The sequence below is a fragment of the Parapedobacter luteus genome (assembly GCF_900168055.1).
Taxonomy (GTDB): Bacteria; Bacteroidota; Bacteroidia; order Sphingobacteriales; family Sphingobacteriaceae; genus Parapedobacter; species Parapedobacter luteus.
This window is the reverse complement of record NZ_FUYS01000013.1, coordinates 28,472-43,903: the sequence shown is the minus strand read 5'-3', so window position 1 is coordinate 43,903 and position 15,432 is coordinate 28,472. Positions and strand designations below refer to the sequence as shown.

General features: G+C 47.5%; 15 protein-coding genes. 7 read left to right on the top strand and 8 right to left on the bottom strand.

Annotated features, from left to right (window positions below; all coding sequences use genetic code 11):
- Nucleotides 1-94: 94 nt before the first annotated feature.
- From B5X72_RS18390 to dxs, 3 genes are all read right to left on the bottom strand, one after another.
- Nucleotides 95-1,720 carry a DUF6377 domain-containing protein gene (locus B5X72_RS18390; protein ID WP_079718395.1) on the bottom strand — a complete coding sequence of 542 codons (1,626 nt, stop codon included), beginning with the start codon at nucleotides 1,718-1,720 and terminating at the stop codon, nucleotides 95-97.
- A 139-nt stretch (nucleotides 1,721-1,859) separates the two neighbouring features.
- Nucleotides 1,860-3,509: an alkaline phosphatase PafA gene (pafA, locus tag B5X72_RS18385; RefSeq protein WP_079718394.1), complete on the bottom strand. Its 1,650-nt coding sequence runs from the start codon at nucleotides 3,507-3,509 to the stop codon at nucleotides 1,860-1,862.
- 101 nt (nucleotides 3,510-3,610) lie between these two features.
- Nucleotides 3,611-5,539: a 1-deoxy-D-xylulose-5-phosphate synthase gene (gene dxs / locus B5X72_RS18380; RefSeq protein WP_079718393.1), complete on the bottom strand. Its 1,929-nt coding sequence runs from the start codon at nucleotides 5,537-5,539 to the stop codon at nucleotides 3,611-3,613.
- Between the two features lie 210 nt (nucleotides 5,540-5,749).
- On the opposite strand from dxs, the gene B5X72_RS18375 reads away from it, so the two are divergent.
- Entirely contained in the window at nucleotides 5,750-6,493 is a 744-nt protein-coding gene (locus B5X72_RS18375; protein ID WP_079718392.1) for a segregation and condensation protein A, read from the top strand.
- A 31-nt stretch (nucleotides 6,494-6,524) separates the two neighbouring features.
- Here B5X72_RS18375 and aat read toward each other — a convergent pair whose 3' ends face one another.
- Both aat and rbfA read right to left on the bottom strand, forming a co-directional pair.
- Entirely contained in the window at nucleotides 6,525-7,154 is a 630-nt protein-coding gene (aat, locus tag B5X72_RS18370; protein ID WP_079718391.1) for a leucyl/phenylalanyl-tRNA--protein transferase, read from the bottom strand.
- Between the two features lie 5 nt (nucleotides 7,155-7,159).
- Nucleotides 7,160-7,531 carry a 30S ribosome-binding factor RbfA gene (gene rbfA, locus B5X72_RS18365; RefSeq protein WP_079718390.1) on the bottom strand — a complete coding sequence of 124 codons (372 nt, stop codon included), beginning with the start codon at nucleotides 7,529-7,531 and terminating at the stop codon, nucleotides 7,160-7,162.
- 222 nt (nucleotides 7,532-7,753) lie between these two features.
- Here rbfA and rpmB point away from each other — a divergent pair, with 222 nt between their 5' ends.
- From rpmB to bshC, 6 genes are all read left to right on the top strand, one after another.
- The gene (gene rpmB / locus B5X72_RS18360) at nucleotides 7,754-7,987 is read left to right on the top strand and encodes a 50S ribosomal protein L28 (protein WP_079718389.1); all 234 of its coding nucleotides are present in this window, start codon (nucleotides 7,754-7,756) and stop codon (nucleotides 7,985-7,987) included.
- Between the two features lie 51 nt (nucleotides 7,988-8,038).
- A complete protein-coding gene (gene rpmG, locus B5X72_RS18355; protein WP_079718388.1) occupies nucleotides 8,039-8,221 on the top strand; it encodes a 50S ribosomal protein L33 in 183 nt (60 codons plus the stop codon).
- 45 nt (nucleotides 8,222-8,266) lie between these two features.
- The gene (locus B5X72_RS18350; protein WP_079718387.1) at nucleotides 8,267-8,452 is read left to right on the top strand and encodes a DUF4295 domain-containing protein; all 186 of its coding nucleotides are present in this window, start codon (nucleotides 8,267-8,269) and stop codon (nucleotides 8,450-8,452) included.
- Between the two features lie 87 nt (nucleotides 8,453-8,539).
- Complete coding sequence (gene ftsY / locus B5X72_RS18345; protein WP_079718386.1) at nucleotides 8,540-9,502, top strand: signal recognition particle-docking protein FtsY; 963 nt, start codon at nucleotides 8,540-8,542, stop codon at nucleotides 9,500-9,502.
- A gap of 21 nt (nucleotides 9,503-9,523) precedes the next feature.
- Nucleotides 9,524-10,858, top strand: a complete 1,335-nt coding sequence (rimO, locus tag B5X72_RS18340; protein WP_079718385.1) for a 30S ribosomal protein S12 methylthiotransferase RimO — start codon at nucleotides 9,524-9,526, stop codon at nucleotides 10,856-10,858.
- Nucleotides 10,859-10,906: 48 nt separating this feature from the next.
- Nucleotides 10,907-12,496, top strand: coding sequence for a bacillithiol biosynthesis cysteine-adding enzyme BshC (bshC, locus tag B5X72_RS18335; protein WP_079718384.1), 1,590 nt, complete (start codon nucleotides 10,907-10,909; stop codon nucleotides 12,494-12,496).
- A 14-nt stretch (nucleotides 12,497-12,510) separates the two neighbouring features.
- On the opposite strand, the gene B5X72_RS18330 is transcribed toward bshC, so the two are convergent.
- The 3 genes from B5X72_RS18330 to B5X72_RS18320 all read right to left on the bottom strand — a co-directional run bounded on the left by B5X72_RS18330 (nucleotide 12,511) and on the right by B5X72_RS18320 (nucleotide 15,232).
- Entirely contained in the window at nucleotides 12,511-13,830 is a 1,320-nt protein-coding gene (locus B5X72_RS18330; RefSeq protein WP_079718383.1) for a PepSY-associated TM helix domain-containing protein, read from the bottom strand.
- 104 nt (nucleotides 13,831-13,934) lie between these two features.
- The gene (locus B5X72_RS18325; RefSeq protein WP_079718382.1) at nucleotides 13,935-14,627 is read right to left on the bottom strand and encodes a protein-L-isoaspartate(D-aspartate) O-methyltransferase; all 693 of its coding nucleotides are present in this window, start codon (nucleotides 14,625-14,627) and stop codon (nucleotides 13,935-13,937) included.
- A complete protein-coding gene (locus B5X72_RS18320; RefSeq protein WP_079718381.1) occupies nucleotides 14,624-15,232 on the bottom strand; it encodes a DUF4833 domain-containing protein in 609 nt (202 codons plus the stop codon). The genes B5X72_RS18325 and B5X72_RS18320 overlap by 4 nt, the downstream gene beginning before the upstream one ends.
- Nucleotides 15,233-15,432 lie beyond the last annotated feature (200 nt).

The following is a 15,432-nucleotide window of genomic DNA, read 5'->3' as shown; positions in this document are numbered from 1 at the left end:
AAGTAAAATCTGAAAATGAATATTTAGCTAATAGTCAGTTATTTAATGTGATCGCGGAAGGTTGAAAAAGTAACTATTTATCCCATCAGTTGGCTTAGATAATCTGTCTTAAGGTGCCGATTTGCCTGACCTGAGCCTCAAATTCCTCACGTGAAACGGCCGCTTTATGCCGAATCTTGGTACGGTAATTATACACGGTGCGTAAAGAATATCGCAGGAAACCGGCAATTTTTACGCTGTCTGTAATGCCCAAGCGCATTAACGCAAATATCCGTAGCTCGTTATTGAGCAACTCACCGGATTTCGGAAGTATGTGTTCGTTGGGTAAAAGAAGGCTATTAAACTCAGATACGAACGTAGGGTATAGGTTGAGAAAGATAGTGTCAAAATTATGATACAGTTCTGCTAACTCATTTTCGGCGAGGTTTGTAGATTTCAGTTCTTTTAACAGCAAATCGTATTGGTTATTAACCGCCTTTTTGTGAAGGGATTTCCTATAGTTTTCCAGTTTCTCAATGTTGGCCGAGCAGATGTCGAAAAAATGAGCGATATATTCTTCTTTGATATGGTTGGCTTCAAACAAATTGTCGTTGGCTTTTTGAAGCGCTAGGTTTAGTTGGCTGAGTTGCTGGTTTGTCAGATAAAGTGCTTTTCGTGTCTTCGCGAGGCGCTTCATTTGTATATAACTATAAACAATGCCAATGATGAGTCCGATGGATAAAACGCTGATTAACACCAAATATAATCGGAGTTCAGCTTTCTGTTCGCGTTCCAGTTCTCTGAAGGAAGCATTGATGATGGGATAGTAAATCGTGCTTTCTACGGTGCGATACCGTGCGTTGCAGAAAATGGCATCGTTGATAGCGGCTTCCATAAACTGATATGCTAGTGCTATGTTGCCCATGTCATAGTATGTAAGCGCCAAGCTTTGGAGGGAAGCGTTGTCCTTGATAGCATTTATCATGTCGGTAATGGCAGACATGGCAAAATAATGCAGTTGTTGTGCAATATCACCTCTGTTTTTACTGATGACACCAAGCAGGTAGGTAATGAGCGCCTGTTCGGGGTTTTGGTCGTCAGTCTGGCCAAGCAAGGCCAGTAACATCGCTTCTGCCTCCGTTTGTTTCCCTTCGTAGAGCGTTCGGGTAGCTGCTGTAATCTGATATTTTAGGGACGCTGTATCAAGAACAGCTAATAGCGAATCACGGTATTGTTCGCTTTTCTGGTAATATGCGTTGTTGCCGTTACTTTGCCCGTAGTGACTGCAGAAGGCAAGGTACGTTTCATAATACTCCGGCAAGAGCCGGTCCGGCAATGAAATACGGTCGATTCCTTCCAGCAGTTTTTTTGATTCGATATAAAGGCCTCCGGATGAGTATAACCAAGCCAACTGAATTGCTGTTTCATTCTTGAAAAATGAGTTAGCTAACTTTGTCGCAATCTGGTGGTTTTGCTTCGCATAGAATACAGCAGAATCCGCTCTGTATTTTTTATAGGCTTCAATAAGTTGCCGATTTACTTCGTATTGCTTGGCCAGGCTCAAGGAGCTATTTTGCAGGTGCTGCTTGATGGAGTTGATCTTGCGTTCTTTCGTGCTATCGTACAACGCCTTATTGCGCAATACTTGCTGAAGTTGCACCAATACCGTGTCGTTGGCCTTAGTGGGACACACAGCCAGGGCTATCAGGGGTAGCAAAAACAGAGCGGGCCTGAGCTTCATCTTTGTAAAAGTATAAAAACGGCTGAGCTCTTAGGGGTTTGGCGATGCGCAATATTCAAAAACCCAGAACATTTGAGGTTTTCAATCGGCCGAAGATTGTTAACTTTGATTACGATAACCGATGCCTTTCCCCTGGTTATTAGTCATTCAACAACTCGACCACTGGATTTCCGATGTTTCCGTTGGGCTCCTCAATGTGCAATAGCGCCGCCACAGTGGATGCGATATCGGTCATATGTGTTTCGCGGTTAGTCGTGCCGTGTTTGATACCCCAGCCCATCCATACCAATGGAATGTGGGCATCATAGGAGGCCCAGGTGCCATGGGTGGTGCCGCGCGAGCGGGGCGAGCCGCTATACCACTGCGGTTCGAGGATAATTTGGATACATCCACTTCGCTTGGGGTTGTATCCGTTGGCAATCCGTTCGCGTATACGTGCAGGGATGCTTGATGATCCTGCCTTCTCCATGTCGGTCACAAAAGCCACGCCGTCTAAGGTTCGTAGAAATTTAATGGCCACTTCTTTGATGTCTTCTTCGTCCAAATCGTTTGCTTCAATAATTTCGTAATTGAGGTGTACCTGATAATTCATCAGGCTGCGGACGATTTTCTCCTGCCCGAATTTTTCGGATAGGAGGGTATTGAGCCCTGTGAGTGCGTTGCGTTCGTCAAAATAACCGGCGTTGCCCCGCTTATCCATAAAAAACAGCGGGTTGTGCGATGCGCCGTGGTCGGCAGTAAGGAATAGGGTATACTCACCTGGTCCGACCTGCTCATCGAGATAGGCGAAAAACGCTTCCAGTTCCTTATCAAGCCGCAGGTAGGTGTCTTCGATTTCAATAGCATTCACGGAAAACTGGTGTCCGACATAATCGGTAGAAGAGAGGCTCAGGCAAAGGAAATCGGTAACTCGTTGGGGGTTGCGGCCCAACTGTTCGTTGGCAATGGCTGCCTTAGCCAAGTCAAGGGTCAGGGTGTTGCCGAATGGCGTGGTACGTATCAGCCCCAGGCCATTGTCTTTCATCAAAGACGCGAGTCGCTTCGGAAATACGGGCGATGCTTCGCCGCGGTAAGTGGCTTCATAGGCGTTGTCATCTTCGATGCTCTGCTCATAGGTTTCAATGGGGTAAAGCGTATTCCAATCTTGCTGAAGATATTTTTCAGCTAGCTTTTGCGCATTGAATTGCTGCACCCATTCGGGCAATTCCTGCATATAAAAGGTGCTGGATACCCAATTGCCCGAATTGCCTTCAAACCAATAGGCCGCATCGGCGAAGTGCCCCGCCGGAAGGATACCGCCTCTATCTTTGATGGCGATGCCGATGACCTTGGAGCGAAAGTTGGTAGCCAGCTTGAGCTGGTCGGTGATTGTGGAAGTAAGCAGGTTGCGAGGTGATTGTTTGCCTTCGGCTTCATCGGTACCAACACCGCTTACATTATCGTCCTGGGTGCAATACATCCGCTGGCCGGTTTGCTGGATGATGAAATCATTGCCGGCTATGCCATGTATGGCTGGGACGCTGCCTGTGTACACCGTACTGTGGCCAATGGCTGTATATGTGGGTACATAGGGTATGTAGGTGTTTTCACAGGAAAATCCTTCGCTAAGTAAGCGCTTGAAGCCTCCTGCGCCATAGCGATCGTAAAAGCGGTAGAGATAATCCCAACGCATTTGATCAACCATAAGCCCGACCACCAGTTTTGGGCGTGGCACCGATTCTTGAGCGTTGGCTTGTACGGAAAATAAGGATATCGCTAAAAAAACAACGCGCAGCTTCGTTATATTCATGATGCTTTATTCTGAGAAATGGATGTCAAATACCAATGTGGTATGGGCGGCTAAATTAGTAAATCCTGAATCGAAACAAAAAGCTGGGCGTAACAAACGCGTTATCCAGCCAAGCTGTCCGTTTTACGGCTCACTGCTATCTTCCGTACGGTTTGGACAATGGATTCACTATCATAACCGCATAGTCGCCAGAGCTCTTGCTGTTCACCGTGTTCCACGACTTCATCGGGAATGCCCAGCCGGACTACCGATGCCTGATAACCATGGTCTGCCATGAACTCAAGCACAGCGCTGCCCATGCCGCCCTGGATGCATCCGTCCTCTATTGTAACGACTTTTTTGAATTGACCGAATACTTCATGAAGAAGGGCCTCATCCAGTGGTTTTACAAAACGCAGGTCATAATGCGCAGGGAAAATACCTTCCTCATTTAGGGTAATACATGCTTTCGTAGCCTCATTGCCAATATGGCCGATGCTGAGCAAAGCAACGTCTTCGCCATCGCAGAGCTTGCGGCCCTTGCCCACGTCTATTGCCTTGAGCGGTCTACGCCAATCGGGCATAACACCCTGCCCACGTGGATACCGGATGGCAAAGGGCCCTATGCCGTCCTGCTGTGCGGTATACATGAGATTCCGTAACTCTTCCTCATTCATAGGAGCTGCCACAACAAGGTTAGGAATGCAGCGCATGTAAGCAAGATCATAAGCGCCATGGTGAGTAGGGCCATCTGCTCCGGCGATACCAGCACGATCAAGGCAAAAAACCACGTGGAGATTCTGGATGGCTACATCGTGTATAACTTGATCATAAGCGCGCTGCATGAAGCTGGAGTAGATGTTGCAAAAGGGGATCATACCTTGTGTCGCCAACCCGGCAGAAAACGTCACCGCATGCTGCTCGGCGATGCCAACGTCAAAGGCTCGGTTGGGCATGGCCTTCATCATGATGTTCATGGAAGAGCCTGAAGGCATAGCCGGGGTAATGCCCATGATTTTGTCATTCACTTCGGCTAACTCGACCAATGTGTGCCCAAAGACGTCCTGGTATTTCGGCGCAACAGGTTTATCTGCCTTGGATTTTTTGATTTCACCGGTGATCTTATCGAATAAGCCCGGGGCATGCCATGTTGTCTGGTCTTTTTCAGCCAGCGCATAACCTTTGCCTTTCACCGTGATGCAATGTAAGAGTTTAGGGCCAGGAATATCGCGTAAATCATCCAAGATGTGCACTAGGCGCTTGACGTCATGCCCGTCGACCGGCCCAAAATAGCGGAAGTTGAGCGACTCAAACAGGTTGCTGTTTTTGAGAAGCGTGCCTTTTATGCTTTTTTCAATTTTTTTTGCCACGCCTAATGCATCTGGCCCGATTTCCGATAACTTGGTGAGCACATAAGCAATATCATCGCGGAATCGGTTCCAAGACTTAGAGGTGGTAATGCTTGTGAGGTATTCCTTTAACGCCCCTACATTGGGGTCAATGGACATGCAATTGTCATTGAGGATGACCAGTAAGTTGGACTTCTCAATGCCGGCATGGTTGAGCGCTTCGAAAGCCATGCCGGCAGTCATGGCACCATCACCAATTACAGCGACGTGCTGGCGGTCGGTCTCGCCTTTGTAGTGGGAGGCTACAGCCATCCCCAATGCCGCCGAAATGGATGTTGACGAGTGACCCACGCCGAACGAATCATATTCGCTCTCACCCCGTTTGGGGAAACCGCTAATGCCTCCCAGCACGCGGTTGGTATGAAATACATGGCGCCTGCCCGTGAGGATCTTGTGACCATAAGCTTGATGGCCGACATCCCAGACGAGTTGGTCGTATGGTGTGTTGAGCACATAATGCAAGGCCACCGTGAGCTCTACAACGCCAAGGCTAGCCGCAAAATGCCCGCCGTGGACGGACACGGTGTCAATGATGTATTGGCGTAATTCACCGCATAATTTGACCAAATCGGCTTGGCCAAGTCGTTTGAGGTCTGCGGGTGTATTTATCTTCCTGAGTAGTTCTCCGGCTTCAATCTCCATAGTGTCCGGTTTGGAAAAACGGTACAAAGTAACTAATAATTATTCAATGGTGGTGTATCAAATTGTCCATTGCTGCTGTTTAATTGGCAGGTGTCCTTTTTTAACAAATCCAGTCGAAACAAAAACAAGCAGCAAACCACATTGTTTGGCGGTACGGTTAAATTACCAACTTGCATAGCATGCGTAAGTTAAGTAAGTTTGCAAAGCAAGATGCAAGTGGAAGGATACGAAATAAAGCTCCCGCAGTTTGAGGGGCCATTTGACTTATTGTTGTTCTTTATTGAGCGCGATGAGTTGAATATCCATGATATACCGATTGCTAAAATTACGAACGATTTCCTGGATTATATCCTGCATATGCAGGCGCTTAACATGGAGTTGGCCAGCGAGTTTATTTTTGTAGCGGCAACGCTGATGCGTATCAAGGCCAAAATGTTGCTCCCCAGGCCCGAGCTGGACGAAGAAGGTAATGAAATCGATCCAAAGCAGGATTTAATACAAAAGCTGGTTCTTTATAAGCAGTTCAAAGAGGTGTCTGAGGAACTGCGCTTATTGGAAGAACAACGGTTTATGCAGGCCAAGCGCGGAAATATCTCGACAGATTTGCGTATCATCGGTGAATATGCAGGACAGGGGGAGGAGCTTACCTCCTTTGATCTCTATAAGCTTATGCTCGTATACGAGAAGTTGATGTATAATTACACCGCCAGAAGTAAGGAAGTACGGCACACTGTGGTAAAATATCCTTATACGATAGAACAGCAGAAGAAAGCCATCGCTTCCTTGCTAGCAATCAATAAAAAACTGGATTTTAGTGTTATCGTCAAAAACTCTGAAAACAAGGTGCAGTTCGTTTATAACTTCTTAGCTATCTTGGAGATGCTCCAACAGCAGCTGCTGGAGTTGCAGAGTGGACTCGGATTCAATAATTTCTGGGTGACTGAAAAAGGGTAACCCAACTAAGCACTAAGTGGTATGCGAAGTGCTATGAGAGCAACGCCACATATTCTTCCCGTGAGATCATTCTGGCGCCCATCGAAGCAAGATGCTCTGTATAGACCTGGCAGTCAATCAGCTTATATTCGCCGGATTGGCAGAGCGAAACCAATGCCACCTTGGAGGCATTTGCTTCCCGACTAAACATGCTTTCGCCACAAAAGACCTGACCTACGGCTACACCGTAAAGTCCGCCGACCAGTTTGCTGTCGCGCCACACTTCCACTGCATGGGCAATTCCGAGGTCATGCAGCCTGATATAGGCTCGCCGCATATCATCCGTAATCCAGGTGCCATCTTGCCCGCGACGCGGCTGCGAAGCACAGCTGGCGATTACATGTGCAAAAGCTTGGTCGTAGGTGACAGTAAACCGGGTGGAACGCAGCACTTGCCGCATACTCTTGCTGATCTTCAATTCGCTGGGGAACAGCACAAACCGTTCGTGTGGCGAATACCAAAGAATGGGGGTGTCATCGCTATACCAAGGGAATATACCCCTTCTGTACGCTGCTATGAGCCGTTCGGGGCGTAAGTCACCTCCGATAGCCAAGAGCCCATCTGGTTCAGCAAGTGCTGGATTGGGGAAGTGGATATCATTGGGGTTAAGCTCGAAAATCATCCGGTCTATTCCGGTTGTCGGGGTTCTTTACTGATTTCATCAAACAGCTTATCCATGTGTTCCACATACTCGTTGGTGTCGTCTAAGAAAAACTCAAGCTGCGGAACAATCCGTGCCTGGTTTTTGATGCGGGCACCTAACTTATAGCGAATCTCATTTACGTGGGATTTGATGCTGGCCAAATGCTCCTTAGCCTGTTTTGTGTTGAGGAAGCTGAGATATACCCGCGCAATTGCTAAATCGGGAGTTACCCGAACCCGGGTGACCGTAATGAACGCCCCAGGAGCCCATGCACTGCCTTCGCGCTGGAAGAGCTCTCCCAAATCCTGCTGGATTACTCCAGCAAACCGTTGTTGCCTTTTGCTTTCTGTGCTCATGGTATAGGTGCTTTACATTTAGAGGTAGTAACCAATACTCAACACAAAGGTAACAAATTTTATTGAACACTAATCCCCTCATCGTTCTCCGTCCGCAAAAAGCGGTCGGTGATTAATGTTAAACATGCAATTTAAAAAAAAATTGTATAATAAAAAACAAATACCGATATTTGCAAGCTCTTTGCAAAAAGGCGATTAATAAGATAAAAACAGCATACAATCATGTCAAGAGTTTGTGATTTAACAGGAAAAGGGGCGATGAACGGATACAACGTTTCCAATTCAAACGTGAAAACGAAGCGTAAATTTTATCCTAATTTGCAAACCAAGCGGTTCTTCATCCCCGAAGAAAACCGTTGGATTACCCTGAAAGTATCCACCTCGGCGATAAAAACCATCAATAAAAACGGTATTACGGCCGTCATTAACAAGTTTATCAAAAAAGGATACGTTTAATTATACAAGTATACGCCCGCCTGATTTCAGCGGATAATAACATATAAAGCAATGGCTAAAAAAGGAAATAGGGTACAAGTGATTTTGGAGTGTACCGAGCACAAGGAAAGCGGTCTTCCTGGGATGTCGCGTTATATCACGACGAAAAACAAGAAGAACACGACTGAACGGTTGGAGTTGAAGAAATTCAATCCCGTTCTGCGGCGTGTGACCGTTCACAAGGAGATTAAGTAAATCCGCAATTGCTTTCCAAAGCAATTTGCATAACTCATTAACGATATGGCAAAGAAAGCAGTAGCATCACTCAAAACAGGTAAGGGCAAGGACTATACAAAGGTAATCACTGCCGTGCGGTCTCCGAAGACCGGTGCATACACCTTTAAGGAACTGATTGCGCACAATGACCACGTCAAAGAAGCCATAGAAGTGGCTCGCGAAACCGTAACAGAGACGGCCGCACAGTAGTCTTTGTGTTTGTAGCATTTTAGAAAGCCGTTTCGGGGGTCTACCGGAAGGGCTTTTTTTGTTATGTTTGTCACTTAGGTTAGAAGCATGGGACTATTTGATTTTTTCAAAAAAAAGCAGGAGACCCCTGAAGCACAGGAGGCCCTTGACAAGGGGTTGGAAAAGACCAAAGAAGGCTTTTTGTCGAAGATTACTAAGGCGATGGTGGGTAAATCCACTGTAGATGACCAAGTGCTGGATGAGCTGGAGGAGGTGTTGGTCACGTCTGATGTAGGGGTAAGTACGACGCTCAAAATCATTGAGCGTATCCAAGCGCGTGTAGCACGCGATAAATATGTAAACACGAGCGAGCTGAACGCTATCCTGCGTGAGGAAATCCAAGCACTTCTTGCCGAAAACAACAGCTCAGATTTTGAGCATTTCGAATACGGGGAACACAAGCCGTATGTCATCATGGTGGTGGGGGTCAATGGCGTAGGCAAAACGACGACTATCGGAAAACTAGCCCATCAACTTAAAGAAGCCGGCAATAGCGTGGTGCTGGGCGCCGCAGACACCTTTCGTGCTGCCGCGGTAGACCAAATCAGACTCTGGGGCGAACGGGTAGGAGTGCGGGTGGTGGCGCAAGCCATGGGTTCGGACCCGGCTTCCGTGGCCTTCGACACCGTAAAATCTGCCGTAGCAAACGGAGATGACGTGGCTATCATCGATACCGCTGGAAGGCTTCACAACAAAGTGGCCCTGATGAACGAGCTGACCAAGATCAAACAGGTCATGCAAAAGGTAGTGCCCGGTGCCCCGCACGAGATACTACTCGTGCTCGATGCTTCAACGGGGCAGAATGCCATTGAACAATGCAGACAATTTACCCAGGCTACCGATGTCAATGCGCTGGCACTGACTAAGCTGGATGGTACGGCCAAAGGTGGCGTGGTCATCGGGATCTCGGACCAATTCAAAATTCCTGTGAAGTATATCGGTGTGGGGGAGAAAGTAGGTGACCTGCAGTTATTCAACAAAAAGGAATTTGTCGATTCATTATTTAAGTAATTAAGGGGCGACGTATAGCGGATGAAGACAAAACTTGTTAAACCAGCCCCCCAAGCTGGTTCACCCCGTGTAAATGTGGTGACTTTGGGCTGTTCGAAGAATATCCATGATAGTGAAATCCTCATGGGGCAATTGCGAGGTAATCGCATGGAAGTGGTGCATGAAGCAACCAACATTCGGACAGATGATATCGTGGTCATCAACACCTGCGGCTTTATAGACAACGCCAAGCAGGAGTCCATTGATACCATTCTGCAATATAGCGCACTCAAGAGTGAAGGCCGGGTAGGCAAGGTCATCGTAACAGGATGCCTTTCCGAGCGGTACAAGCCCGAATTGCAAGCCGAAATTCCCAATGTGGACGCATACTTCGGAACTAATGACCTGCAAAATCTGCTTGGAACCATCGGGGCTGATTATAAACATGAGTTGCTGGGTGAACGTATGCTTACTACGCCTTCGCATTTTGCGTATTTTAAGATTGCCGAAGGCTGCAACCGGCCTTGCTCGTTTTGTGCCATCCCGCTTATGCGGGGAAAACACATATCCAAACCGATGGAGAGCTTGGTGGATGAAGCCCGGTACCTGGCTAAAAATGGTACGAAGGAGCTTATCCTTATTGCGCAGGACCTGACGTACTATGGACTGGATTTGTATGGCAAACGCAATTTGGCGGAACTCTTGCGTAGACTCTCAGATGTGGAAGGTATTGAATGGATACGGCTGCAATACGCTTACCCCTCAGGGTTCCCCATGGATATCCTTGATGTGATGAACGAACGTAGCAACATCTGTAACTACCTTGACATGCCGCTGCAACATATCAGCGACAACATGCTGCGTTCCATGCGCAGGGGTATCACGAAACAAAAGACCATTGACTTGGTCAACGCGATCCGTGATCGCGTGCCAGCGATCTCCCTACGCACAACGCTTATTTGCGGCTATCCGGGCGAAACGGAACAAGATTTTGAGGAGCTGCAACAGTGGGTGGCTGATACGCGATTCGACCGTTTGGGTTGCTTTACCTATTCGCATGAGGAAAAAACGCATGCGTATAATTTGCCGGACGATGTGCCGGATGATGAAAAAGCCGCACGCGTAGAACAGATCATGGAGATTCAGCAGGACATTTCATATACTATCAATCAAACGAAAGTAGGAAAGACTTATAAGGTGTTAATCGATAAAGTGGATGGGGCACACTTTGTAGGGCGTACTGAATACGACTCGCCGGAAGTGGACAACGAGGTGCTTATTCCTACCGATGGCCACTACGTCGCTCCGGGAAGTTTTGCCCGTGTGCATATTGAGCATGCCGAAGACTTCGACTTGTATGGAGCGATTGTCAAATAATCGTTATTAGTCGTCGCTTTTACAGGCAAGCATTATCTTTGTTTACCAATGAAGGCGACTTACATAGACTATCGCGATACGAACAGCTTTTCTAAAACGCTGTTGGCTTATTTAGATAACGACTCTGCGCTGGAACCATTTACGGGCAATAGGCCAGATATCGCCGGCTTTGCTAACCAAATACAAGCCAAAGCGGGCAAGACCGACCGGATGTTGTTGGTGCAAAGTTTGAGGAGGCAGTACGGCACGTTGTTGGAAGAGGGATCCCAAGTCGCTTCCAGCATAGCGGCATTGCTGGATGAGCGAACCTTTACCGTCACTACGGGCCATCAACTCAATATTTTCACTGGGCCACTATATTTCATTTTTAAGATTGTTACCACCATCAAACTGGCTCGGGATCTTAAAGAGGCGTTTCCGGAATATACTTTCGTGCCGGTATATTGGATGGCCACGGAAGACCATGACTTTGCCGAAATTAACCACGTGCGGCTCCACGGCAAAAAAATTGCGTGGGACGCTCCGGCACAGGGTGCCACTGGCCGGTTAACGATTTCGGGAATGGCTGAAGCCGTGCGTCAATACCAAAGCTTCCTTGGCCTGTCGGTCAATTCTTCAAAGTTAGCGAAGCTAATGGAAGAGGCTTACCTACGCCAAGATAATTTGGCGACAGCTACCCGTTATTTGGTCCATGCGCTGTTCGGAAAGCATGGGCTTGTCGTTATGGACGCCGACGACACGTCGCTAAAGCGTTATTTCGCGCCGTTGGTTGAACAAGATATATTGAGTGAACATAGCCATGCGGCAATAACGCAAACTTCAAAGGCTCTTGAAGCGGCGGGCTTTAATACCCAGGTGCACGCACGTGAAATCAACTTTTTTTACCTAACTGAGGCTTTTCGGGAACGGATCGTCAAATTGGACGATGGACGCTACGAAGTACTCCATCAAAACATGTTTTTTACGGAAGAAGAGCTCAAAGTAGAGATACAAAACCATCCTGAGCGATTTAGCCCAAATGTGGTAATGCGTCCGTTATACCAAGAAGTCATTTTGCCGAACCTCGCCTATGTTGGTGGTGGAGCCGAAATGGTGTATTGGATGCAACTAAAGGCCTGCTTCCAACATTACAAGGTAGACTATCCCATCCTTGTGCCTCGCAACTCGGCCATGGTGACCGACGACAATATGGCGGTGAAAGTGCTTCGCCTCGATCTGACGTTTAAGAGTATCTTCAAGGATACGGAAGAGCTGAAAAAAGAATATGTAAGGAGGCACACGAAACATCGGCTCAATCTCAACGATGAGTGGATGGAGCTTAATGCCATATTCAGTAGGCTGCGGTTGCGGGCGCATAAAATTGACCCCAGCCTGGGCCCAAGTACCGATGCGGTAAAGGCCAGACTCAAAAAAGCCATCAACAACCTGGAAAAAAAATTATTGAAAGCAGATAAACGAAACCACGAGGACGCGTTGATTCAGATAGATCGCATTAAAGACAGGCTTTTTCCTGACGGAGCATTGCAGGAGCGGTCCGAAAACTTTGGGCTACTTTATGTCAAATATGGAGACCAATTGATCGACGAACTGTTGCGGCATTTCCGGCCATTGGACTTCAAGTTTACTATCATCTATTGATTAGTATTAATGCGCTATAAGGCCGAGCGCGTGGTTAACGGAGTGGTGGAAGCCCTTCCGGCGACGTGAACCTTCCTTGCGCGTTTTGACTTTTTCTTCATTTTATTAATCCAGATAAGCGTTCCGGTGACGGGCAGTGAAGTAGCAATCAGGCAAGCGAAGAAGTAAAGTATTTTCGAAAACGTCCCGTATACGTTGCCGACATGAAGCGCTTTGATGGAGCCCGCAATGCGTTCGTTGAAGGGCTTCTGGGAAAATATGTCCAACGAAAGGAGCGCGCCGGTCTGTGTGTCCAACGAAATCTTATCGCCAGCGGCTGGTGCAAAAAAGCCAACTTTGGTCTTGGTGATTTGGGTGGGAGCATCTGGGCTTGTTGGGAGGGAAATAGCGTAGTCTCCGGCATACGGCAAATGAGTGTCAGCCGAAGCGATCAACGCTGGTAAGGCCAAGGGCGGAGCCTGCTGCACCGTATCTGCGGCTGCAAATTGGGCGGCGATATCCAATGAGCCATCGCGATGAGTCGCCGATCCGTGCTGTGACCTTGGCCCTCCGCCCGAGGAACCCCCTTCGGGCTTGTAAGTGCCGAGGGTCTTCTGTAATCCGGTGCGGTACCAGGGAAATGACCACTGTGGTCCCGTGATGCCCATTATCAAAAGCAATGCCAGCGCATAGAAAGCCAGCGAATTATGTAGGTCGTGGTTGGTGCGTTTCCAATTGCCGCTAACCTTTATTTTAAGCCCTTGTTTCCAGTTTTTCACTTTTGGAGGAAACCAGATGACCAGACCGGTGATGCATCCCAGCGTAAAGATGATGGTGGCCCAACCACTGATGATGCTGCCCAGCCGCCTGTTTTCAAGGCCGTCAATAATAGGCTGCTCAATTTTGTCCAATAGCAGCCACCGGTGAAGGCTGAACATCATACTCATGAAATCCTTGACTGTATTTTTGTCGTTGGACGATCCGAGGATCTCACCAGTGTAGGGATTTACCATGTAGGCTGTGCCAAAGCGGCTGTTGTCACCGGCTACTTTTACCATGTACGTATAACTTCTTTTTGGATCGTGCGGGACGTTTACAGACGTAATTTTTCCTCCGGAATGCGCTTCTACCTGCCGTAAAAAGGCATCGGGGGATTTTCGTTCGGCATCTGGCTGGATGTTGACGTTATAAAGATGGGGAGCGCCCCATTCCGTAAGCTCGCTGTTGAAGACATAAATGGTGCCGGATAGGCAGACTACAAAAATGATTAAGCCGCTGGTTAAACCTAGCCAAAGATGGATGTCATTAAAAAGCTTTCTGATTTTTTGCCAGGTGTTTGGGGTTGCGCTTGCCATGGAAAGGTGTTATTCTCGCTGAAGCTATTAATATTGAAACAATCTAAATAAAGATGCAAATAAAAGATATTTAGATTAAAAAAAAGAAATCTGTCGTGTACTTTTTACTTTTCCCGGGTGAAAGGGACAAACCGTACTGCAGAGAGCTCCGTCCGAATAACCTTGCCGCGCTTCTTTTCGATTAATACCAATGTTTGTACGGCGGTAGGGGGGCCTACAGGCACAATCATTTTTCCGCCGTCCTTTAATTGTTCAATTAATGCAGGTGGTATTTCTTCTGGCGCGGCTGTAACTACAATGGCATCAAATGGGGCTTTGGGTTCAAGCCCCTTGTAACCGTCGCCAATGATGACCGTTACATTGTCGTAACCCTGTTGCTGCAGCAGGTTTTTGGCTCGATTGCCCAACTCAGGGACAATTTCTATGGTATAAACTTCCCTCACAATTTCTGCCAGCACCGCTGCTTGGTAGCCAGAGCCTGTGCCGATTTCAAGTACCCGATCGCTAGCCTTTGGGGCTAGTAACTGTGTCATGTAGGCAACGATGTACGGTTGGGAAATCGTTTGGTTATATCCGATGGGTAGCGGCGTATCGTCGTAAGCGTGTTTTCGAAGTGACATTGGCACGAATAGGTGCCTTTCGACGGTTTGCATGGCTTTTAAGGTTGCCGGGTGACTGATCCCGCGTGTGGTAAGCTGGTTGCCCACCATGTGGTAGCGTAAGTCTGTATAATTTGAAGAAAGTTGGCCATGGCAAGCCACCTGCATGATGGATAATATGGCGGTTAGTACCTTCATGGTTTAATCCGTTCGGTTACCTTGGCCATGGTCGCGGTATCACGTCCAACGAGTTCGAAATAAGCTATATCGGGCTTAAACATGCTGCCGCCATTGATGCGGACGAAGATTCGCTCTAGAATCGCTTCCCGATTATTGATAGGGGCGTAGACAACATATGCTTTGCTTTTACTGCAGTATGACAGGCGTAAAGGAAGATTCTTATATGCAGTTAGACGCAACTCGAAGTCCCCGTTGTCGAGCGCTTTGTGGATAATGCCATAGGCCATCGTACGTTGTACGAAATTCAGGTCTTTGCGTACGCCTCCTTCTGCGTATCGTATCCAATAGACGTTTACCGGCTCATCAGCATCCACCATGTTGCCTTTCATGTTGAGTTGATATACGACCGTATTTTCGTCCGGGTCGCGTTGCAGGTAAAAAAGCTGTTTCTTTTCCTTGGGTACAGGCAGATTTTCTAAGACAACCTTTTTTTCAAATTTGTTTTCTTGCGCTATAAGGCCCAGCGCGGAAAAAAGGAAAGCAATGCTAATCTTGCTCTTGAGCCAGATGTACTGTTTCGCGTTTTTCAGTGTATGTTGTTTAAGAAACAAACTTGATAGCATAGTACACCTCTTTTTTCAAAAATAATGAAAATTTCTTTAATCGCTCTTACCTATACGAACCATCTTGCCGGTTCTGGGAGTAGCATGGGCGCGATAGCGGGCTATGCATTAGCCTTTAATGATTAACTAAGATGACGGAAATATGTTTTTCTTTAAACTTATGTAACATAGTTGGTTGGGACGCTTGGAGTACGGAAGCC